The sequence below is a fragment of the Amycolatopsis sp. NPDC102389 genome (assembly GCF_044765885.1).
Lineage (GTDB): Bacteria > Actinomycetota > Actinomycetes > Mycobacteriales > Pseudonocardiaceae > Amycolatopsis.
Genome location: NZ_JBIWKX010000029.1, coordinates 84,756 through 105,740, shown reverse-complemented (window position 1 = coordinate 105,740; position 20,985 = coordinate 84,756). Strand labels below are relative to the sequence as shown.

At 69.6% G+C, this 20,985-nt stretch carries 17 protein-coding genes and 1 pseudogene; 12 read left to right on the top strand and 6 right to left on the bottom strand.

All coding sequences use genetic code 11. From position 1 onward, the window contains the following. Positions 1-292: 292 nt before the first annotated feature. The 8 genes and pseudogenes from ACIRGA_RS23845 to ACIRGA_RS23810 all read left to right on the top strand — a co-directional run. Positions 293-594, top strand: a pseudogene (locus tag ACIRGA_RS23845) (serine hydrolase); the annotation flags it as partial. A gap of 121 nt (positions 595-715) precedes the next feature. Next, positions 716-2,104: a serine hydrolase domain-containing protein gene (locus ACIRGA_RS23840; RefSeq protein WP_400944577.1), complete on the top strand. Its 1,389-nt coding sequence runs from the start codon at positions 716-718 to the stop codon at positions 2,102-2,104. Continuing rightward, positions 2,101-3,003, top strand: coding sequence for a serine hydrolase (locus tag ACIRGA_RS23835; protein WP_400944575.1), 903 nt, complete (start codon positions 2,101-2,103; stop codon positions 3,001-3,003). Before ACIRGA_RS23840 ends, ACIRGA_RS23835 begins: the two co-directional genes overlap by 4 nt. Before the next feature lie 186 nt (positions 3,004-3,189). Further along, positions 3,190-4,788 carry an ABC transporter substrate-binding protein gene (locus ACIRGA_RS23830; protein ID WP_400944573.1) on the top strand — a complete coding sequence of 533 codons (1,599 nt, stop codon included), beginning with the start codon at positions 3,190-3,192 and terminating at the stop codon, positions 4,786-4,788. Next, a complete protein-coding gene (locus ACIRGA_RS23825) occupies positions 4,788-5,768 on the top strand; it encodes an ABC transporter permease (protein ID WP_400944571.1) in 981 nt (326 codons plus the stop codon). Before ACIRGA_RS23830 ends, ACIRGA_RS23825 begins: the two co-directional genes overlap by 1 nt. Before the next feature lies 1 nt (position 5,769). Continuing rightward, positions 5,770-7,656 (top strand): dipeptide/oligopeptide/nickel ABC transporter permease/ATP-binding protein, encoded by a 1,887-nt coding sequence (locus ACIRGA_RS23820; RefSeq protein ID WP_400944569.1) that lies wholly within the window; start codon positions 5,770-5,772, stop codon positions 7,654-7,656. Further along, positions 7,653-8,636 (top strand): ABC transporter ATP-binding protein, encoded by a 984-nt coding sequence (locus tag ACIRGA_RS23815; RefSeq protein WP_400944567.1) that lies wholly within the window; start codon positions 7,653-7,655, stop codon positions 8,634-8,636. Before ACIRGA_RS23820 ends, ACIRGA_RS23815 begins: the two co-directional genes overlap by 4 nt. Next, positions 8,633-11,944 carry a serine hydrolase gene (locus tag ACIRGA_RS23810; RefSeq protein WP_400944565.1) on the top strand — a complete coding sequence of 1,104 codons (3,312 nt, stop codon included), beginning with the start codon at positions 8,633-8,635 and terminating at the stop codon, positions 11,942-11,944. Before ACIRGA_RS23815 ends, ACIRGA_RS23810 begins: the two co-directional genes overlap by 4 nt. 43 nt (positions 11,945-11,987) lie before the next feature. Here ACIRGA_RS23810 and ACIRGA_RS23805 read toward each other — a convergent pair whose 3' ends face one another. Next, a complete protein-coding gene (locus ACIRGA_RS23805; RefSeq protein ID WP_400944563.1) occupies positions 11,988-12,185 on the bottom strand; it encodes a hypothetical protein in 198 nt (65 codons plus the stop codon). 100 nt (positions 12,186-12,285) lie between these two features. Between ACIRGA_RS23805 and ACIRGA_RS23800 the strand changes: the two genes are divergently transcribed. Then, positions 12,286-12,732, top strand: a complete 447-nt coding sequence (locus ACIRGA_RS23800) for a VOC family protein (RefSeq protein WP_400944561.1) — start codon at positions 12,286-12,288, stop codon at positions 12,730-12,732. A gap of 25 nt (positions 12,733-12,757) precedes the next feature. On the opposite strand, the gene ACIRGA_RS23795 is transcribed toward ACIRGA_RS23800, so the two are convergent. Together ACIRGA_RS23795 and ACIRGA_RS23790 are read right to left on the bottom strand one after the other, a co-directional pair. Further along, the gene (locus ACIRGA_RS23795) at positions 12,758-13,405 is read right to left on the bottom strand and encodes a response regulator (RefSeq protein WP_400944559.1); all 648 of its coding nucleotides are present in this window, start codon (positions 13,403-13,405) and stop codon (positions 12,758-12,760) included. Further along, entirely contained in the window at positions 13,393-14,592 is a 1,200-nt protein-coding gene (locus tag ACIRGA_RS23790) for a sensor histidine kinase (protein ID WP_400944557.1), read from the bottom strand. Before ACIRGA_RS23790 ends, ACIRGA_RS23795 begins: the two co-directional genes overlap by 13 nt. Positions 14,593-14,667: 75 nt before the next feature. Between ACIRGA_RS23790 and ACIRGA_RS23785 the strand changes: the two genes are divergently transcribed. After that, positions 14,668-14,994 (top strand): putative quinol monooxygenase, encoded by a 327-nt coding sequence (locus ACIRGA_RS23785; protein WP_400944555.1) that lies wholly within the window; start codon positions 14,668-14,670, stop codon positions 14,992-14,994. Positions 14,995-15,318: 324 nt separating this feature from the next. Here ACIRGA_RS23785 and ACIRGA_RS23780 read toward each other — a convergent pair whose 3' ends face one another. Beyond that, the gene (locus ACIRGA_RS23780) at positions 15,319-16,170 is read right to left on the bottom strand and encodes an alpha/beta fold hydrolase (protein ID WP_400944553.1); all 852 of its coding nucleotides are present in this window, start codon (positions 16,168-16,170) and stop codon (positions 15,319-15,321) included. Positions 16,171-16,280: 110 nt separating this feature from the next. Here ACIRGA_RS23780 and ACIRGA_RS23775 point away from each other — a divergent pair, with 110 nt between their 5' ends. Then, positions 16,281-17,189: a diiron oxygenase gene (locus ACIRGA_RS23775; RefSeq protein ID WP_400944551.1), complete on the top strand. Its 909-nt coding sequence runs from the start codon at positions 16,281-16,283 to the stop codon at positions 17,187-17,189. 1 nt (position 17,190) lies between these two features. Further along, entirely contained in the window at positions 17,191-18,696 is a 1,506-nt protein-coding gene (locus ACIRGA_RS23770; protein ID WP_400944549.1) for an FAD-dependent oxidoreductase, read from the top strand. Positions 18,697-18,704: 8 nt separating this feature from the next. Here the strand turns inward: ACIRGA_RS23770 and ACIRGA_RS23765 are convergent, their stop codons facing one another. Both ACIRGA_RS23765 and ACIRGA_RS23760 read right to left on the bottom strand, forming a co-directional pair. Then, positions 18,705-19,928 carry a cytochrome P450 gene (locus ACIRGA_RS23765; protein WP_400944547.1) on the bottom strand — a complete coding sequence of 408 codons (1,224 nt, stop codon included), beginning with the start codon at positions 19,926-19,928 and terminating at the stop codon, positions 18,705-18,707. 92 nt (positions 19,929-20,020) lie between these two features. Then, a complete protein-coding gene (locus ACIRGA_RS23760) occupies positions 20,021-20,974 on the bottom strand; it encodes a PDR/VanB family oxidoreductase (protein WP_400944545.1) in 954 nt (317 codons plus the stop codon). Between the last annotated feature and the right edge of the window lie 11 nt (positions 20,975-20,985).

Below are 20,985 nucleotides of genomic sequence, written 5' to 3'. Positions count from 1 at the left end.
GTCGCGTGTCTTGTGATATCGCGTTTCCTTTGCCAAAGCACCGGGCCCCCCCCCCGGCCGGCCGTGGCCCCCCCCCGCCCACCCCCCGCCCGGCCCGGCGGCGCCCCCCCCCCCCCCCCCCCCCCCCCCACCGCCCCGGCTCGGCTTCATGATTGGTGAGAACGGTTCTCTTGAGCCGAAAGTCGAAGGTTCCGTGTGGGACCGCCTTCGTAGCGAGCAGTGAGCGCTGGCAGGGATGGCTCCCGATGGCCACCTCCCTGCCTTGAAGCCAGCGAAGGGATCCTTCACCGCGGCGGCCGCGCCGGTGGCGTGCGCGGACGTCCGGCGCTGGATGGAACTCCAGGTGTGGCCGCACCGGCTGCGGTCCGGATTCCCGGACGACGGGATCCGCGTCAGCGGCAAGACCGGGACCCTGCCGTCGGTGCGCAACGAGGTCGGCGTGGTCGAGTACCCGGATGGCGGTCGTTACGCGGCAGGAATTTTCACCGACGCGGTCGACGGGCGGTCGCGGGTGCCGGAGCGGGACGCGTTCATCGGTTTCGCCGCGGCACAGGCCGTCGGATGCTCAGGCTTCCCGAGGCCGGGAGCGAATGATTCGTCCGCCCGGATGAATTTTCCCGCCGCTCTCGTCGTTCCACACGAACCGGTGACGCCCGTCACCGGCCTAGCATTCCGGGAACCGCCGGACCACCCTTTCCACGGACAAGAGGTGCGCATGTCGAAACTTTCCGAAATCGAGACCTGGCTCGCAGAGAACTTCTCCGCCCTTCTGGAGAAGCATCAGGTGCCCGGCGCCGCCGTCGCGGTCTTCGCGAACGGCGAGGTGATCGACCACGCGGCCGGCGTGCTGAACAAGAACACCGGTGTCGAGTCCACAGTGGACTCCGTATTCCAGATCGGGTCGATCACCAAGGTGTGGACGACCACCCTGGCGATGCAGCTCGTCGACGAAGGCAGGCTCGACCTCGACAAATCGGTCCGCGACTACCTTCCCGAGTTCACCCTCGGGGACGACGACGCGGCTTCGCGGATCACGGTGCGGCAGCTGACCTGTCACACCTCCGGCTTCGAAGGCGACATCTTCACCGACACCGGACAGGGTGACGACTGTGTCGCCAAGCTCGTGGCCACGCTTTCCGATGTGCCCCAGCTGTTCCCGCCGGGGGAGATGTTCTCCTACAACAACGCCGGGTACTGCGTGCTCGGCAGGATCGTCGAGGTCCTGCGCGGCAAGTCCTACGACGACTGCCTGCGCGACCACCTCTTCACCCCGCTCGGGCTGACCCACGCCGCCGCCGGACCGTACGACGCGATCCGGTACCGCGCCGCCATCGGCCACGTCCAGCCGTCGCCGGACGACGAACCGGTGGCCGCGCCCGTCTGGGCGCTGACGCGGTCGAACGTGCCGGCGGGTTCGCATCTCGCGATGCGCCCGCGGGATCTGCTCACCTTCGTCCGCATGCACCTCAACGAGGGCCGCGCGGACGACGGCACCCAGGTCCTCAAGCCCGAAACGGCCCGTGCCATGTGGGAACGCCAGGTCGAACTGCCCTACCTCGGCCTGATGGGCGGGGCGTGGGGCCTCGGCTGGATGATCTTCGACTGGGACGGCGGCCCGGTGATCGGCCACGACGGCGGGACCATCGGCCAGTCGGCGTTCCTGCGGGTGGTGCCGGGCAGCAACGTCGCGGTGGCCTTGCTGACCAACGGCGGGAAACCGCTGCACCTCTACCGGGACGTCTTCCAGAAGGTGCTGGGCGACCTGGCCGACGTCGAGGTCCCGCCGCTGCCGGAGCCCAACGCGGCCGAGACGCCGGCCGACGCGTCGCGGTTCGTGGGTGAGTACTCGTCGCAGGTGGCGGACATCGTCGTGAGCCAGGACGAGGACGGTGGCCTGTGGCTGGAACGGACACCGAAGGGCGTGTTCGCCGACCTCGGTTCCGGGCCGGAGAAGAACAGGCTGCTGGGCTACCACGGCGATACCTTGGTCGCTGAGAACGACGGCCTCGGCCTGCACATGCCGCACGCGTTCGTCGGTGACGACGGCACCGGCCGCGCGTTGTTCGTCCACACCGGACGCGCCGACCGCAGGGGGAGCCGGTGACAATGGTCGCCGACGAGATCGAGGCCGTCTTCGCGAAGGTGGGGGCACGCGGATTCGTGCACGCCCGTGAGGTCGGCGTTCCCGATGGTCCCGAAGTCGGCGTCGGCGCGGACGACCAGGTCGTGCTCGCGTCGGTGTTCAAGATCCCGGTGGCGGTCGCCTTCGCCCGCGAGGTGGCCGCTGGGCGGCTCGACGAGACCGAGCGGACCCGCGTCACTTCGCGCTACCGGATCGGCGGGATCGGGACCGCCGGCTGCGCGGACGACGTCGAGATGAGCTGGCGCGACCTGGCCCATTTCATGCTGACGATGAGCGACAACGCCGCGACCGACGTCGTCTACCACCGGGTCGGGCAGGAAGCGGTGGACCGGGTCCTCACCGACCTCGGACTCGCTAGGACCCGCCTGATCGGTTGCTGCGAGGACCTCTTCGCCTCGGTGATCGCCGACCTCGGCGCGAAACCGGACGACGATCTGGAAGCCGTCTTCGCCGCGGCCACACCCGAACAGCTGTGGAAGCTTTCGGTGCTCGACCCGGAACGCACCACCTCGTCGACCCCGCGGGAGATCACCGCGCTGCTCGACGCGATCTGGACCGACCGCGCGGGCGACCCGGCCGCCTGCGAACGCGTGCGGACGATCATGGCCCAGCAGATCTGGCCGCATCGGATCTCGTCCGGATTCCCGGCCGGGGTGGCGATCGCGGCCAAGACCGGGACGCTTCCGGCCGTCCGCAACGAAGCGGGTGTGGTGACCGATGTGGACGGTCGCCGGTACGCCGTCGCGGTGTTCACCCGCGCCGAATCCCTCGCCGACCGCCAGCCCGCGGTCGACTCGGCACTCGGCGAGGCCGCCCGCCTCGCCATCGACCACCTCCGTGCGCAGACCGTTACCCAGTAGGAGCCTGTTGGCGGAGCTGAGATGAGTCCGGAAAGGTGACCAGACGAGTGAACCCGCCCCGGCCGGAGGCCCCGCGATCGCGGTGGCAGGGCGCCTTCACCACCTTCGCGACCTGAAAGACCAACTCGCGCCCTGCCGACGTCGATCGCGGACGCGGGTTCACCTGCAGACACTAGGAGAAACCGCATGAAGAAAGCTCGGCTCACCGCCGCGATCACGAGCGTGGTGGCCTTGACCGTGAGCGCGTGCGGGGGGACGTCGCAATCCGGGCAGGACCGGACCGCGAATCAGAAATTGACCGAAGGCAAGACCTTCACGATGGCGATCGGCACCGATCCGGGAGCACTGGATCCGGCGATGACCGTGCTCTCGGTCGCGCTCGACATCGGGCGCTACCTCTACGACAGCCTCATCAACCTCGACGAGTCCGGCAAGCCGGTCGCCGGGCTCGCCGAGAAGTGGGAGGCCTCCACGACCACGGCCACCTTCACCCTGCGGAACGGGATCACCTGCGACGACGGCACCCCGCTGACCGCGAGCGACGTGGCGGCGAACGTCAACTTCGTCGGCGATCCCGCCAGCAAGTCGCCGATGGCCGGTATCACCGTCGCACCGGGGACCAAGGCGACCGCCGACGACGCGGCGCGGACGGTCACGCTCACCAGCGGGGCGCCGGACGCGTTCCTGCTGCGCAACGCCGGCGGCCTGCCGATCGTGTGCGGCAAGGGCGTGACCGACCGGCAGGCGCTCGCCAAGGGGAAGTACGGCACCGGCATGTTCACCATGACCGAGATCGTGCCGAACGACCACTACACCCTCACCCGGCGCAAGGACTACGCGTGGGGGCCGGGGGACTGGCAGCGTGAACAGCCCGGCCTGCCGGAGAAGGTGACCTTCCGGGTCATCCAGAACATGACGACCGCCGCGAACCTGCTGCTGTCCGGTGAACTCAACGGCGCCCGGATCACCGGGCAGGACCAGCAGCGCCTGCGCGCCCAGAAACTGTTCAACGAGGATCAGGTCGTCCCGATGGGCGAGATGTTCTTCAACCAGGCGCCCGGCCGCGCGGGCGGCGACCAGGCCGTGCGCCGGGCACTGGTGCAGGCGCTCGACCTCGCCCAGATCGGGAAGGTGCTCACCAGCGGCTCCGGGGCACCCAGCCAGGGGATGGTCACCACCGAACCCAGGGCGTGTGCCGGGGATTCGGTGACCGGCAAGCTTCCCGCGTTCGACGTCGCCGCCGCGAAGTCGGCCCTCGACGCGGCGGGCTGGAAGCCGGGAGCGGACGGGGTGCGGGTCAAGGACGGCAAACGGCTCGCGCTGACCGCCGTCTACGGTACGCAGCTGGGGCCGACCATGGCGCCCGCCGCCGAACTGATGCAGCAGTCCTGGAAGGCGGCCGGTGCCGAGGTGACGCTCAAAGGCCTCGACAGCCCGGGGACCAGCCAGGTGCTCTTCAACACCGGTGAGTGGGACATCTCGCTCGCGCCGGTGACCTTGCTGCTGCCGAGTCAGGTCATCCCGTTCGTCTCAGGGCCGAAACCGCCCACGGGCACGAACTTCGCGCATATCGAGAACGAGAAGTACACGGCACAGGTCGAGCAGGCGGCCAAGATGGCCGGTGATTCGGGCTGCGCGACCTGGCTCGCCGCGGAGCAGGCGCTCATCGAGCGGCTGGACGTCGTGCCGTACGTCAACTCGGTCATCCCGACCTTCGGCAGCAACGCGCGGTTCAAGGTCATCTTCGGTTCGGTCGAGCCGTCGTCGATCCGGATGTACAGCTGATGGCCGTCGCGGTCGCGCCGGCCGGGTTGCGCGGCAGTCCCTGGCTGTCGTTCGCCGTGCGCCGCCTCGGCCGGTTCGCGATCTCGTTGTGGGTCCTGATCACCACGGCGTTCCTGATGATCCAGCTGATCCCCGGCGACCCGGTCCGCGCGGCGCTCGGGCTGACCGCACCGGTCGAGCTGGTGAACGCGCGCCGGGCGGCGCTCGGCCTCGACGATCCGTTGTGGCTGCAGTACGTCCACTACCTCGGTGGCCTGGTCACCGGTGACTTCGGGACGTCGATGACGAGCGGGCAGCCGGTCTCCGAGGTGATCGGCGACCGGCTGCCGGCCACCCTCCAGCTGGCGTTGCCCGCCTTCGCGGTGGTCATCGCGATCGCGATCCCGCTGGGCCTGTTGTTCGCCGTGCTGACTCGCGGCGGACGCCGGCGGGGCGGCGAGCTGGCGTTCACCTCGACGACGGTGCTGCTCGCGGCCATCCCGGAGTTTCTGCTCGCCGTCGCGCTGGTCGCGTTCTTCGCGGTCCAGCTGGGCTGGTTCCCGGTCGCCGGCAACGCGGACGCGAGCTCGTTCGTGCTCCCGGTGATCGCGTTGGCGCTCGGCCCGGCGTCGGTACTCGCCCGCATCGTCCGGGTGGAGACGCTTTCCGTGCTGGGCAACGACTTCATCCGCACCGCGCGGGCGAAGCGGTTGCCCGCGCGGCTGGTCTACCTGCGGCACGCACTGCCGAACGCGCTGACCGCGACGCTCACCATGGGCGGGCTGATGCTGACCGGGATGGTCGCCGGGACGGTACTGGTGGAGAACGTGTTCGCCTGGCCGGGGCTCGGTTCCACCATCGCCCAGTCGATCCTGCAGAAGGATTATCCGCTGGTGCAGGGGATCGTGCTCGTCTACGGCGTCGGGGTGCTGCTGGTGAACCTGACGGTGGACGTGCTGCTGGCCGTTCTCGATCCGCGTTCGACGATCCGGGAGAACTGAGATGGCGAAATGGTTCGCGGCCCTGCGCACCCCGGTGGGCGGATTCGCGGCGGCCCTGCTGGCGCTGGTGCTCGCCCTCGCGGTGTTCGCCCCCATCCTGTGGCACGACAACGCTTTCGCGATCGACACGAACGCGATCGGGCAAGGACCGTCGGCGGCGCACTGGCTGGGCACCGACGACCTCGGCCGCGACATCCTCTTCCGCGTCCTGGTCGCGACCCGGCTTTCGGTCCTGCTGGCCGTGCTCGCGACGGTGATCGGAGTGGCGACCGGGCTCGTGCTCGGCACGTTGCCCTCGCTGCTGCCACGGCCCGCAGCGCGGCTCGTCACCTCCGCGGTGAACATCGCGGTCGCGTTCCCCGGGCTGTTGCTGGTGCTGTTCTTCTCGGTCATCTTCGGGGTCGGGACCCACGGCGCGGTGCTCGCGGTCGGGTTCGCGCTGGCCCCGGCGTTCGCGCGGCTGGCCCAGACGTTGTCGGCCTCCGTGGCGGGGCAGGACTTCGTGTCCGCCGCGCGGATCTCCGGCGTCGGCCGGATCCGGTTGCTGGTCCGGCACATCCTCCCCAACATCGGCGAACCGCTGGTGGTGAACGCGACCATCGGCGCGGGTGCCTGCCTGCTGGCCTTCTCCGGGTTGTCCTTCCTCGGCATCGGTGTGCAGGCACCGGATTACGACTGGGGACGGCTGCTCGGCGAAGGCCTCAACGGGATCTACGTCAACCCGGCGGCCGCGCTCGCGCCGGGCGTGGCGGTGGTACTCGCCGGGCTCGCCTTCAACCTGATCGGCGAGACCGTGGCCGGCGTGATCGGCGTCCGCACCGGACTGCGCAAGCTCGCGCCGCGGCCGGTCACGCCAGCCAGGGAGGACGCCGCCGAGGCCCGCGAAGACGCCGTGCTGGTGGTGGAGAACCTCCAGGTGGCGTTCCCGCGTCCGGCGGGCTGGACGGTTCCGGTGCGCGGGGTGAGCTTCACCGTCCACGAGGGCGAGGCGATCGGTGTCGTCGGCGAGTCGGGCTCGGGGAAGAGCCTGACCGGGCTGGCGGTGTCACGGCTGGTCGAAGCGCCGGCCGTGGTCACCGCGGACAAGCTCGAATTCGCCGGGAAACCGGTGCTGACGACGCCGGAACGGGACCTACGCGCCTTGCTCGGCACTTCGCTGGCGATGGTGTTCCAGGATCCGATGACCTCGTTCAACCCGACCAGGCGGATCGGCCGTCAATTGGCCGAAGTCGCCGAACAGCACCAGGGGCTTCCGCGTGCCAAGGCGTTCGAGCGGGCGGTGGACCGGTTGCGCGCGGTGCGGATCCCCGCCGCCGAACGGCGCGCGCGGCAGTATCCGCACGAATTCTCGGGCGGGATGCGGCAGCGCGCGATGATCGGCATGGGCCTGATGGGCGATCCGAAGCTCATCATCGCCGACGAGCCGACCACGGCGCTGGACGTCACCGTGCAGCGGCAGCTGCTGCGCCTGCTGGCGCGGACCAGGGCCGAGCGGAACACGGCGATCATCCTGATCAGCCATGACATCGCGGTCGTTTCGCAGACGTGCGAGCGCATGCTCGTCATGTACGCGGGCCGTGTGGTGGAGGACCTGCCGTCCGCCGGAACACCGCGGCATCCGTACACACGGGCCTTGCTGGCCGCGACGCTGGACCTGGAGACCGATCGTGACGGGCCGCTCGCGGTGATCCCCGGCCGCCCGCCAGAACCGGATCGTGTGCCCGGCGGCTGCGCCTTCGCCGACCGATGCCCGATGGTGTCCGACAAGTGCCGTCTCGAAGATCCGGTCCTGGAACGCGTGGAGGCCGGCCACCGCGTCGCGTGCTGGTATCCGGCGCCGCTTTCCCAGCCTGCCAAGGAAACCGTGACCGCAGGAGGTGCGGAATGAGCGATCTCGTGTTCGACGCGGTGAGCGTGCGCTACGGCGGGCGGCGTGGTCTCACCGCCGTCGACCGGGTCGGGCTGACCGTCCCTTCCGGACAGGTCGTCGGGCTCGTCGGCGAATCGGGCTCCGGGAAATCGACGCTGGCCCGTGCCGCCGTCGGTCTTTCGCCGGTCAGCGCCGGCCGGGTCCTGCTGGGCGGCACGGACGTCCGCAAGCTGCCCCGCCGGCCTCCCTTGCAGATGGTGTTCCAGGATCCGTATTCCTCTTTGGACCCGCGGATGAGCATCGGGGAGTCGATCACCGAAGCGATCCCGCGCGGGGTACTCCCCGGGCGTGCCGCGCGCCGGGACGAAGTCGCCCGGCTCCTGGAACTGGTCAACCTCGATCCCGACCGGGCCGGTCACCTGCCGGGGCAGCTTTCCGGTGGCCAGCGGCAACGGGTGGCGCTCGCCCGCGCGCTGGCCGGGCGGCCCGAGGTGCTGATCGCGGACGAGATCACCTCGGCGCTCGACGTCTCGGTGCAGGGCGCGGTGCTCAACCTCGTCCGGTCCGTGCAACGACGGCTGGGCCTGTCGATGCTGTTCATCTCGCACAACCTCGCGGTGATCCGCTACCTCAGCGACATCGTCGCCGTGATGTACCTGGGGCGGATCGTCGAGGTCGGCCCGGCCGAACAGGTGCTCACCGACCCGCGGCATCCGTACACCCGTGACCTGCTCGCCGCGGCGCCGTCGGCGACCACTTCTGTGCTGGACCTCGGCGAGACGAGCGAGACCGCGGACGTCGAGCCCGCCGACCCGCACCATCCGCCCGCCGGGTGCCGGTACCACACACGCTGTCCGGTCGGCCCGCTCGTGCGAACCGGCCGAGAACTCTGCCTTGAGGCGGATCCCGCGGACGGCGCGGCACAGCGGCGTCACTCGGCGGCCTGCCACTTCAGCGACAACGAGCTCACGATCTCCAGAGGAGCAAGCGCATCATGACCCGACGTCTCGGTCTCGACGACCTGTACGACATCGCCGTCCCCAGCCAGCCTTCGCTTTCCCCGGACGGCGAACGGATCGTCTACGTCCTGCGCACGGCCGACCGCGACGAGGACCGGAACGTGCACACGCTCTGGGAAGTCGGCGTGACCACCGGCGAAGCGCGGCAGCTCACGCGCGGAACCGCGGACATGGCGCCGCGATGGGCGCCGGACGGCGAGCGGATCGCGTTCCTCCGTGCCCAGGACGGACCGCCGCAGGTGTGGTTCCTGCCGTCGTCGGGCGGGGAGGCCGAGCGGATCACGGAACTCCCGTTGGGTGCGGGTGCCCCGGTCTGGAGCCCGGACGGCGGCAAGATCGCGTTCTCGGCCGCGGTCGACCTGACGGGCGGGGAAGCGGCGCCGAACGCTCCGGTGGTGGCCGACCGCCTGGACTTCAAGGCCGACGGCGCCGGGCTGATCAAGACGGTCCGCAAGCATCTGCACGTCCTCGACGTCGCCACCCGGGAAGTCCGGCAGGTGACCTTCGGCGATTGGCACGCCGGCGAACCGGCCTGGTCGCCCGATGGCACTCGGCTGGCCTTCTCGGCCGCGCGGGACGGCGACGCGGATCTGACGTTCCGCTCCGGTGCTCACGTTCTCGACGTGACCGTGAAGACCTCCGAACCGCGGCTGATCGGCTCCGGCGAAGGCATGGCGGGCACGGTCGGCTGGACGGCGGACGGCGCCGCGTTGCTGGTGGTCGGCAGGCCCGACACCGAGGTCGGGCACCTGGGGCTGTGGAAGGTGCCGCTGGACGGCGGCGATCCGGTCGAGCTGACCGCCGCGCTGGACCGCAACGTGATGTCCGGCGGGCCGGGCTATCCGGGAGCCCTGCCGCAGGCGATGGACGACGGCACCGTGCTGTTCGGGATCCGTGACCGCGGCTGCACCCATCTGTACGAAGTGGACACCGAGGGCGGGACACCGCGCGCGGTGCTGGCGGGCGCGGGCCGCGTCGTGTCCGGAATGGACATCGCGGGCGGCAGGGTCGTGGTCGTCCTGGCCACGGCCACGTCGTTCGGCGATGTCACCGTCGTCGACCCGGCCACCGGCGCCGTCGACGTGCGGACGAAGCACGGCGCCTCCGACATCGAGCTCTTCCAGCACCAGGAACGGGAATTCACCATCGGCGATGGCACCGTCGTCCACGGTTGGCTGCTGCGGGACCCGGCGCGATCCGGCGCCGCGCCACTGCTGCTCGACATCCACGGCGGCCCGCACAACGCCTGGAACGGCGCGGCCGACTGGATCCACCTCTATCACCAGGAACTCGTCGCGCGTGGCTGGGCGGTGCTGCTGCTCAACCCGCGGGGCAGCGACGGCTACGGCGAGGACTTCTACACCGGCGCCGTCGGTGCTTGGGGTGTCGCCGACGCGGCCGACTTCCTCGAACCCCTGGACCACTTGGTCGCGGAAGGGATCGCCGACGCGGACCGGCTCGCCGTGGCGGGCTACAGCTACGGCGGGTTCATGACCTGCTACCTGACCAGCCGTGACGACCGCTTCGCCGCCGCCGTCACCGGTGGCGTGGTCAGCGACCTCACCAGTTTGGGCGGCACGTCCGACGCCGGGCACTATCTGGCCGTCAGCGAGCTCGGCAATCCGGCGTGGGACAAGGCCAACGAGCGGTTCTCGCCGTTCGCCCGGGTCGCCGACGTGCGGACGCCGACCCTCGTCGTCCAGGGCGCCGACGACGACCGGTGCCCGATCGGTCAGGCCGAACAGTGGTTCAGCGCCCTGCGTGCCCGGGGCGTCCCGTCGCGGCTGGTGCTGTACCCGGACGCCTCGCACCTGTTCATCCTCGACGGACCGCCCTCGCAGCGCATCGACTTCAACCGGCGAGTCCTCGACTGGGTGGAGCAGTACGCCGCGCCCGCGGACGGGGTGTCCCGGGTGCCGATCGAGGCGGACCACTGGCGGCGACGGCTGGCCGAACTGGCACGCAAGCACCGCGTTCCCGGTGCGGCGCTGGGCATCACGCGGGTCGGGGACGATACTGAGGTTCTCGCCTCCTACGGCGTGCTCAACACGGCGACCGGTGTCGAAGTCACCGAAGACTCGGTGTTCCAGATCGGCTCGATCTCCAAGGTGTGGACCGCGACCGTGGTCATGCGGCTGGTCGACGAAGGCCTTCTCGACCTCGACGCGCCGATCGCCGACGTCGTCCCCGAGCTGCGGCTCGCCGATCCGGACGTCGCCAAGCAGGTGACCATGCGGCATCTGCTCACGCACACCAGCGGGATCGACGGCGACGTCTTCACCGACACCGGGCGCGGCGACGACTGCCTCGAACGCTATGTCGAAATCCTCGACCAGGCCGCGCAGAACCATCCGCTCGGTGAGACGTTCTCCTACTGCAACTCGGGTTTCGTGCTCATGGGCCGGGTGATCGAGAAGCTCACCGGGCAGATCTGGGACGCCGCGATGCGGGAGAAACTGTTCACCCCGCTCGGTCTCACCCACACCGTGACGCTGCCCGAGGAAGCGCTGCTGCTCCGCGCCGCCGTCGGGCACGTCGGTGGCGCGGACGAAGACCTGAAACCCGCGCCGGTCTGGGGACTGCCGCGGACCATGGGACCGGCGGGCCTGATCACCGCCACCGCCAAGGACGTGCTCGGCTTCGCCCGGTTGCACCTGACTGGCGGGCTCGCCCCATCCGGCGAGCGGATCCTCACCACGGCGTCCGCCACCGCGATGGCCGAGAAACACGCCGACCTCCCCGACAAGTACTCGCTCGGCGATTCCTGGGGCCTCGGCTGGATCCGCGACGACTGGAGCGGACGGCGGATCATCGGCCACGACGGCAACACGATCGGGCAATCCGCGTTCCTGCGGCTGCTGCCCGATCAAGGACTCGCCGTCACGCTGCTCACCAACGGCGGTAACACGCGCGACCTGTTCATGGAGCTGTACCGGGAGATCTTCGCGGAACTGGCGGACGTGGCCATGCCGCGGCCGCTGGCGCCGCCGTCGACCCCGGTCACCGTCGACGGTTCGAGGCACGTCGGCGTCTACGAACGGGCGGGTGTGCAGATGGAGGTACTGTCCGAAAAGGACGGACTCCGGCTGAGGCAGACCGCCACGGGCCCGTTGGCCGAACTGATGCCGGAGAAGACGATGGAATTCGATCTGGTCCCGGTGGCCGAGTCGCTCTACGTCTGCCGTGAGCCGGGCGCGCAGACCTGGATGCCGGTCACGTTCTACACCTTGCCGACAGGGGAGCCGTACATGCACTACGGCGTGCGCGCGACGCCGAAGGTGTCCTGAAGGCACTCGGCCCGCCCGGACTTCCCGGGCGGGCCGAGGTGGTTCATGCCCTGCGCCGCGCGATGTAACGGACGATCAGAAGCACGATGCACACCACCGCCACGGCTCCCGCGAACATGCGGAAAGTCCAGTCCAGCCCCGCGAACTGGCCGATCGAGTTGGTGGCCGCGCTGACGAGGAGGACGAGCCAGATGGCGGCGGTGACCAGGCCGCCGCCGCGGGTGTTTTCGGTGTCGTTCATGGGAAAGACGCTAGGGTTCTGGACACTGGGAAGACAGGGGAGTGACCCCCGTCGTGGGGTGGTGCTGGCGCTACCCCGCACCGAGCGAAGGAGTTCCGGCGTGGCGATCCACCGGATGGACAACGTCCTCATCGTCGTCGAAGACCTCGACGCCGTCATCGCGTTCTTCGTCGAACTGGGGATGGAGCTGGAAGGCAAGGGGCCACTCGACTGGCCGGGGGCGGAACGGGTCGTCGGGCTCCAAGACGTCAGCCAGGACGTCGCCATGCTGAAGATTCCGGGTGGCCCTGGGCGGATCGAGCTGGCGAAGTTCCACCGGCCGAAGGCCATCACGCCCGAACCGGAGAACGCTCCGGCGAACACGCTGGGCATCCGGCGCGTCATGTTCGCGGTCGACGACATCGACGACGTCGTCGCCCGCCTGCGTGCCCACGGCGCCGAACTAGTGGGTGAACTCGAACAGTACGAGGACATCTATCGGCTCTGCTACGTCCGGGGACCGGAGGGCATCGTCGTCGGGCTCGCCGAAGAACTCGGCGCCTCGTGACCGGACGACACGCGAAACGGCGACCTCAGGCCTTTCCGCCCAAGTACGCCAGCACCGCCAAGACCCGCCGATGCCCGCTGTCCTCGGGCAACCCGAGCTTCGCGAAGATGTTCCGGATGTGCTTGTGCACCGCGCCGTCGCTCACCACCAGCAGTTCGGCGATGGTCGTGTTGTTGTAGCCCTCCGCCATCAGCCCGAGCACCTCGCGCTCTCGCGCGGTCAGCCCTTCGAGTGGATCGGTCGCCCGCCGGTGCGCCATCAGCTGGGTGATCACCTCGGGGTCCATGGCCGTCCCGCCCTTGACGACCCGGTCCAGCGCGTCGAGGAACTTCTCGACCTTCCCGACCCGCTCCTTGAGCAGGTAGCCGACAGCACCCTTGCCGTCGGCCAGGAGTTCCGCCGCGTAACTGGTTTCGACGTGCGCGGACAGCACGAGCACGGGCAACCCGGGGTGCAACTTCCGCGCTTTGACGGCGGCGCGGAGGCCTTCGTCGGTGTGGGTCGGCGGCAGCCGGACGTCGGTGATCACCGCGTCGGGCCGGTCCTTCGTGACCAGTTCGAGGAACTCGTCCACATCGTCCACCGCTGCGGCGACGTCGATGCCCGAGGTGTTCAGCAGCATCACCAGGCCTTCGCGCAGCAACGCGTCGTCCTCGACGATCACGACCCGCATGGCAACTCCACTTTCAGTACGGTCGGCCCGCCGTCGGGGCTCGACAGTTTCAAGGTCCCGTCGAACGCCTCGGCGCGTTTGCGGATCCCGGACAGCCCGCTGCCGCCGGATTCGTCGGCGCCGCCGTGGCCGTCGTCGCGGATTTCGATGAGCAGGGTGTCGGCGGTGCCGTCGAGGGTGATCCAGGCGTGTTCGGCGCCGGAATGTTTGGTGATGTTGGCCAGCATCTCGGCGACGACGAAGTAGGCGGCCGCTTCGACGGCGGCGGGACGGCGGCTGCGGCTGCGAACGTCCACAGTGCACGGAACCGGGCAACGATCGGCCAGTGCGGTGACGGCGCCGTCGAGGCCGCGGTCGGTCAGCAGCGGCGGATGGATGCTGCGCACGACGGTCCGGAGTTCGGCGAGCGCGCCGGTCGCGGTGTCCTGCGCCTTGCCCAGCAACTCCCTCGCCCGCTGAGGATCCTTGTCGAAGAGCGAATCGGCGATCCCCAATTGCAGGACCACCGCGGCGATCCTCGCCTGGGTCCCGTCGTGCAGGTCGCGTTCGAGGCGACGGAGCTCGGCGCCGTGCGCCTCCAGCGCGGCGGCACGCGACGCGGCCAGCTCGACGACGCGGTCGGTCAGCACGACACCGGGCGCCGGCGCGAGCAGCCTGCGCGCGACGGAGGCCTGCCATCGGGCCAAACGGGGATACAGGAACAGGAGCGCGATCATGCCGGCGCCGGTGACCGCGCTGAGCGCCGCGAGCGGCCACGACGTGACCATGAACCCGAGCGAGCTTTCCACCCCGCCGGGCACCGCCGGCCAGATGAACGCCGTGACGATCTGGCGGATCCCGCCGAGCGGAAAGGCGATGGCGAAGATGCCGATGATGAAACCGGTGGCGGCGTGGAAGGCGAGCCAGCCGAGGTCCCGTCGCGAGGCCGGGTCGGTCACCGGATTCCCGGACCGGTACGGCTCGGGGATCGGCTCGCCCAGCAGGCGGGCGGCTCGCCGTCGCTCGAAGTTGACCGGGTACCTGATCAGCTTGAGCGCGTGCGGCACCGCCGGGATCCCGACGCCGAACGGGCACATCAGCAGCACGAACAGCATGCCGACGAGGACGAACCAGGCGAGCATGGACGAGGCCGCGCCGACCGCCAGGAACCGGATCGCGGACCAACAGGACCGGAGCCGGGTGATCACCCGGTCAGTCTCCCATCCGGCCGTCGGCGGCCTCGGAGCGGAGCGCGTGAAGGCCCGCTTTGCGATACTCGGACCATGATCCTGATCGTCCTCAAAGCACAGATCCGTCCCGGGAAACGCACCGAATGGCTGACGGGAATCGAGCGCTACACACAGCAGGTGCGCTCCGAACCCGGCAACATCTCGTTCGACTACTACCAGAACGCCGGTGACGAGAACGAGTTCGTCCTCGTCGAGGTGTTCGCCGACAGCGCCGCGGGTGACGCGCACGTCGCCACGCAGCACGCGCAGGAGTTCTTCCCGTTCATGGCGACCGTCGTCGCGGAGAAGCCCCGGATCAACTACCAGAACCTCGACGGCGACGCCTGGTCGGAGATGGCCGAGGTCACGCCGGTCGACTAGCGGCGTCCTGCATGTCCTGTTGGCGGTCTCCGCACCCAGGTGTCGCGAAAGCCACTTTCGGGACATCAGACGTCGCGAACGTGGCTTTCGCGACACGCTCCGGCTGCGCGACGACTCTCGGGAAGGCACCCGGGGTGGGGGGGGGGGGGGGGGGGGGGGGGGGGGGGGGCCCACCCCCCCCCCCCCCCCCCCCCCCCCCACCCACCCGCACCGACCGCTCACGACCCCGCGTGAAAGCCGTACATATACGCATCAAGCGGACCTCGGGTCGCCCCACTGTCCTTTGTGGACATTCGAGGCCGGCGCAGACTTGCAGGACAGCGCCTAGGTCGCGTTCGTGGCGGTGCGGTCGATGATGGCGGCCAGTGTCGCGGCCGCCTCTTCGGGAACCCAGTGACTGACTCCGGTCAGGACCTCGAGCCGGTAACCGGCGTCGACGTATTGGCCCGCCAGTTCGGCGCTTCGCCGGGACAAGGCGGTGTCGCCGTCGCTCCAGACATGAGTGGTCGGCACGGTGACCCGGGCACGGAGGGCCGCCGGTTGTTGTAGCAGCATCGCGCGGTACCAGTTCAGTCCGCCGGTGAGGGCTCCGCCGTCGACGATGTCCTCGCGGACCTGGCCGATCTGGGCCGGTGTCATCCCGGTGCCGGCCAGCGTGCGTTCGAGTACGCGTGGCCGGCGCCGGATGGCGAGCTCGGGCAGCCAGGGGATCTGGAACAGCAGCATGTAATACGACCGGAGGAGCTGGTCGCTGGTCAGCATCGCGCGGAGGAACGCTCCGGCGTGGGGGACCGACACGGTGGTCAGCGACCTGATCAGGTCCGGTCGCCGGGCCGCCGTCGACCAGGCGACGTTGGCGCCCCAGTCGTGTCCGACGAGGTGGACCGGTCCGGAGCCGAGGGTGTCGATGAGGGCGACGGTGTCGGCCACGAGACGGCTGGATCGGTAGGCGAAGCGGCCTCGCGGGCGTGCGCGGGGTGAGTAGCCGCGCTGGTCGGGCACGACCGTGCGGTATCCCCGTTCGTGGAGCAGCGCGGCGGTGTCGGTCCAGGAAACGCCGGTTTGCGGGAAACCGTGCAGCAGGACGACGACGTCGCCGTCGAGCGGGCCGGTGTCCCGGACGTCGAAGATGAGTCCGTCGTGGTCGAAGGTGGCGATGCGGCGGAGCGCGGTCATGGGCGGATCTCCCCTTCTTTCGTGGACTGCTTCTATATGTTACCTTGGGTAACAGTGAATCGCGGTAACAGGTAGCCGCGCACTCTGTCGACGTCGTCAGGGAGGTCCGTATGACCAGCACCGATGTGCCACGAACGGCCGGGGCAGGCCGCCACGAGACCGCGCAGCGGCTCCTCGATTCCTCCGCGATGCTGTCCTACGACCCGGCCACCGAGGTGGACTGGGAGACGCCGCTGGACAAGGACTTCCACGGCGCCAGCCCGGAGTGGAGCACCCTCTACGGCACGAGCTACTGGGCCGAGATGAGCCCGGAGCAGCAGAAGGAGCTCACGCGCCAGGAAGCCGCGTCGGTCGCGAGCACCGGCATCTGGTTCGAGATGATCCTGCAGCAGATGGTGTTGCGTGACTTCTACGCCAAGGACCCGACCGACCCGGCGTTCCAGTGGGCGCTCACCGAGATCGCCGACGAATGCCGTCACTCGATCATGTTCGCCCGCGGCGCGGCGAAGCTCGGCGCGCCCCCGTACCGCCCGCGCAGGCTCGCCGTCGAACTCGGCCGGGTCTTCAAGGCGACGGCCACCGGCGAAGCGGCGTACGCGGCGATCCTCGTCGCCGAAGAGGTCCTCGACGTGATGCAGCGCGACTGGATGCGCGACGAGCGTGTGGTCCCGTTCGTGCGCACCATCAACAACATCCACGTGGTCGAAGAGTCCCGGCACATGAAGTTCGCCAGGGAGGAGACGCGGGAGCAGCTGGAGGGCGCGGGCTTCCTGCGCCGCCGGATCGACGCGCTGGTCATCGCGATCGCGTCGTACTTCATCGTCAGCAGCATGATCAACCGCGACGTCTACAAGAACGCGGGACTCGACACCGCGCGCGCCCTGCGCGAGGCGAAGGCCAACGAGCACCACAAGTCGATGATGCGCTCCAGCTGTGCCGGGCTGATGGAATTCCTCGGCTCGTGCGGGCTGCTGACCCGACCCGCGCTGGTGTTCTACAAGCGGGCGAACCTGATCTGACATGGCCTTCGCGATCACTCAGACCTGTTGCAACGACGCCACCTGCGTGTCGGTCTGCCCGGTCAACTGCATCCACCCGACGCCGGACGAACCCGACTTCGGCACCACCGAGATGCTCTACGTCGATCCGGCCTCCTGCATCGACTGCGGGGCCTGCGCGGACGCCTGCCCGGTGGACGCGATCTTCCCGGTCGACCTGCTGACCGGATCGTTGAAGGTCTACGAGGGGATCAACGCGGCCTTCTATGCCGACCGCGAGCCCGCCGCCTCTGTGGATCCGGCGCCGAACTTCCACCGCTGGGGCCCGCCGACGTTCGACCGGGCCATCCCGAGCGACCTCGCGCCGGCGGACATCGCCGTCGTCGGCACCGGCCCGGCCGGCATGTACGCAGTGGAGGACCTGCTTCTCCACACGAACGCGAAGGTCACGCTGATCGACCGGCTGCCGGTCGCGGGCGGGCTCGTCCGCTACGGCGTCGCTCCGGACCATCCCGCCACGAAGCGGATCGGCGAGACGTTCTCGCGCCTTCACGAGCACCCGCGGCTGCGGATGCGCCTGGGCACCGAGGTCGGCCGCGACGTGACCGTGGACGAGCTGGCCGAGCGCCACGACGCGGTCGTGTACGCGGTCGGCGCCTCGTCCGCGCGCGGTCTCGGCCTGGACGGCGAGGAACTGCCCGGCAGCATCGCCGCGACCACCGTCGTCGCCTGGTACAACGGCCATCCGGACGTGCCCGCGAACGCGGTGGACCTGTCCGCGGAACGTGTCGTGCTGGTCGGCACCGGCAACGTCGCACTGGACGTGGCCAGGATCCTCACCGCCGACCCCGACGATCTCGCGGGCACCACGATCGCCCCGCACGCGCTGGAACGGTTGCGTACCAGCAAGATCCGGGAGGTCGTGCTGCTCGCCCGGCGTGGGCCGGAGGACGCCGCCTACACGTCGCCGGAGCTGCTCGCGTTGGCAGGGCGCGACGGCGTGCCGCTCGTCGTCGACGACGCGGACCCGCGCACCACGGCCGCGATCGACGCGGGCACCGGCAAAGCGGCGCTGCTGCGCGAACTCGCCCGTGAGACCGTCGATTGGACCGCGCCGCCGGCCGCGGATTCGCGCCGGATCGTTCTGCGCTTCCACTCCGCGCCCACCGAGATCATCGGCGACACCCAGGTTCGCGGCCTGCGCGTCACGGGTCAGGAGGAGCCGGTGGAAATCGCCGCCGGTCAGGTCGTCCGCGCCGTCGGCTATCGAGGCGTCCCGGTGCCGGGACTGCCGTTCGACGACGACCGCGGCACGATCCCGAACACCGCCGGTCGCGTCGACGGGCACGGCGGCGCCTACGTGGTGGGCTGGATCAAACGGGGTCCCTCGGGCGGGATCGGCGCGAACCGCACTTGTGCGCGGGAGACGGTGGCGACCCTGCTCGAGGACATCACGTCCGGCAGGCTTCCGGTGCGGGCCCGGCGGTCGCCGATCGCCGCGCTGGCCGCGAAAATCCGCGGCCGCTGACCTCGGGGCTACGACGGCGGCACCGGCCGGTTCAACAGCACCGGCAGCGCGCGATGCCCGTTGGAGATGAACGAGTCCAGGTGACTTAAGGCGTCCGGCGACGTCGCGAGGGTCATCTCCGGGAACCGTTCGAACAGGGCAGGAAGGGCGATCGCCGCCTCCAAACGGGCCAGCGGCGCGCCGATGCAGAAGTGCGCGCCGTAGCCGAACGCGATGTGCGCCTTGTCGGTGCGGGTGACGTCGAACGCGCCGGCGTCGTGCCCGTGCAGCGCCGGATCCCGTCCGGCGGCGGCGTAGCCCGCCAGGATCGCGTCGCCCTGCCGGATGACCACGTCGGCGACGGCGATGTCCTCGACGGCGTAGCGCAACGGCAGATTCGCCACGGGCGCCTGCCAGCGCAGCGTTTCCTCGATCGCGTCGGTCCAGGAGTACCGGCCGGCGCGGAGCAGATCGAGCTGATCGGGATGGGTCAGCAGCGCGGTGATGGCCTGGTCGAGGAGATTCACGGTGGTCTCATGACCCGCCGAGATGAACAGGATGAGGGTGTCGAGCAGTTCGGTCTCGTCCAGCCGGGCGCCGCCGTCCTGTGCGGAGATGAGCGCGGTGGTGAGATCCTCGCCGGGGCTCTCCCGTTTGACGGCGACGAGTTCGGTGAAGATCGAGTGGATGTCCTGGTAGGCGGCCGACATCGCTTCTTGGCTCGCCGAAGTCCGGAAGAAGACGTCGACCGAGTGACGCAGTCTGTCGCGGGCCGAGTCCGGTACGCCGAACAGGTGGCAGATCACTTCGATGGGCACCGGATAGGCGAAGTTCTCCCGCAGATCGACGGGTTCGTCCGCGGGCAGGGCCGCGAGACCGTCGAGCAGATCGGTGACGATCCGGGTGATCCGGGGCTCCAGCGTGGCGATCCTGCGCGCCGTGAAGGCCTGCGTCACGAGCGAGCGCAGGCGTTTGTGGTCGGCGCCGTAGGCGGTGAACATGTTCCGCACCGAGACCCACACCAGCAACGGCCAGTCCGCGCTGACCTCGGCCAGCGCCGGCCAGTGCTGACGCGCGTCCTTGGAAACACGCTGGTCGCTGAGCAGATCACGCAGGAGCTCGTAACTCGTCACCGACCAGGCCACCACACCGCCCGGCAACTCGACTCGGGTGATCGGGCCATGTTCGCGAAGGCGTTCGTTCTCGGCATGGATGTCTTGGCCGTTCGGGTCCAGAACCAGGGGACGCGTCACCGGGGATCACCCTTTCTCGGCGGAGCGGACCGGGTCCAGCGTGCCAGCGGCGCCCGTCGCCCGGCTATTCGCCATTCGGTGGCGAGTTTCGCTCAGTACAGCTCGATGACGAGTCTGTCGGTGAGCGCGCGTGAGACGCAGATCGCCATCTGGCTTTCGCGGTCGGCGGCGGTCAGGCAGTTGTCCCGATGGTCCGGGGTGCCTTCGAGCACGCCCGACACGCATGAGCCGCAAATGCCTTCTTGACACGATTTGAACACCTCGATGCCGTTGTCCTCGAGGACCGCCAGGATCGATTTCCCCGGCGGTACCTCGAATTCCTCACCGGTGTCGAGTTCCACGGTGAGGGGGCGGTCGCCCGAGGTGTCCACCTCGGCGGCTTCGAAATGCTCGACGTGCACGTGATCCGCGCCGACGACGGGGCCGAGCACGTCACCGACCTGTCGCATGAAACCGTCGGGGCCACAGGTGTAGACGTGCGTGGACGGCGTCAGCCCCTCGGCGATCGCCCGCAGGATGGCGGGATGTTCGCCGCGCGGGACGCCGAAATGCGGCCGGATGCGGTCGGCGAACTCCACGCGTTCTTCGAGAAGTTCCACGAAAGCCGCGGTCTCTCGCGAGCGCGCGAAGTAATGCAGCTCGAAATCGCTGCCCCAGGTGTAGAGCTCGTAGGCCATCGACAGCAGCGGCGTGATGCCGATACCGCCGGCGACCAGGACGTGCCGATCGGCGTCTTCGGCGACGGTCAGCAGATTGCGCGGCTCGCTGATCTTGAGGTGATCGCCGACCGAGACCTGATGCATCGCCACCGATCCGCCGCGCGAGTCCGGCTCCCGTTTGACGGCGATCAGGATCGAGCGCGGGTCGTCGGGGGCGCCGCAGAGCGAATACTGCCGCAGCACCCCGGTCGGACCGACGACGTCGACGTGCGCCCCTGCCCGGTAACGGACGCGCAGCGGCTCGTCGTCCTGCCGGACCAGTCGCAGGGTGCGGATCTCCGGCGTCTCTTCGATGATTTCGACGACGCGGAAGAGGACGTTCGTCATCCAGGTGCCTC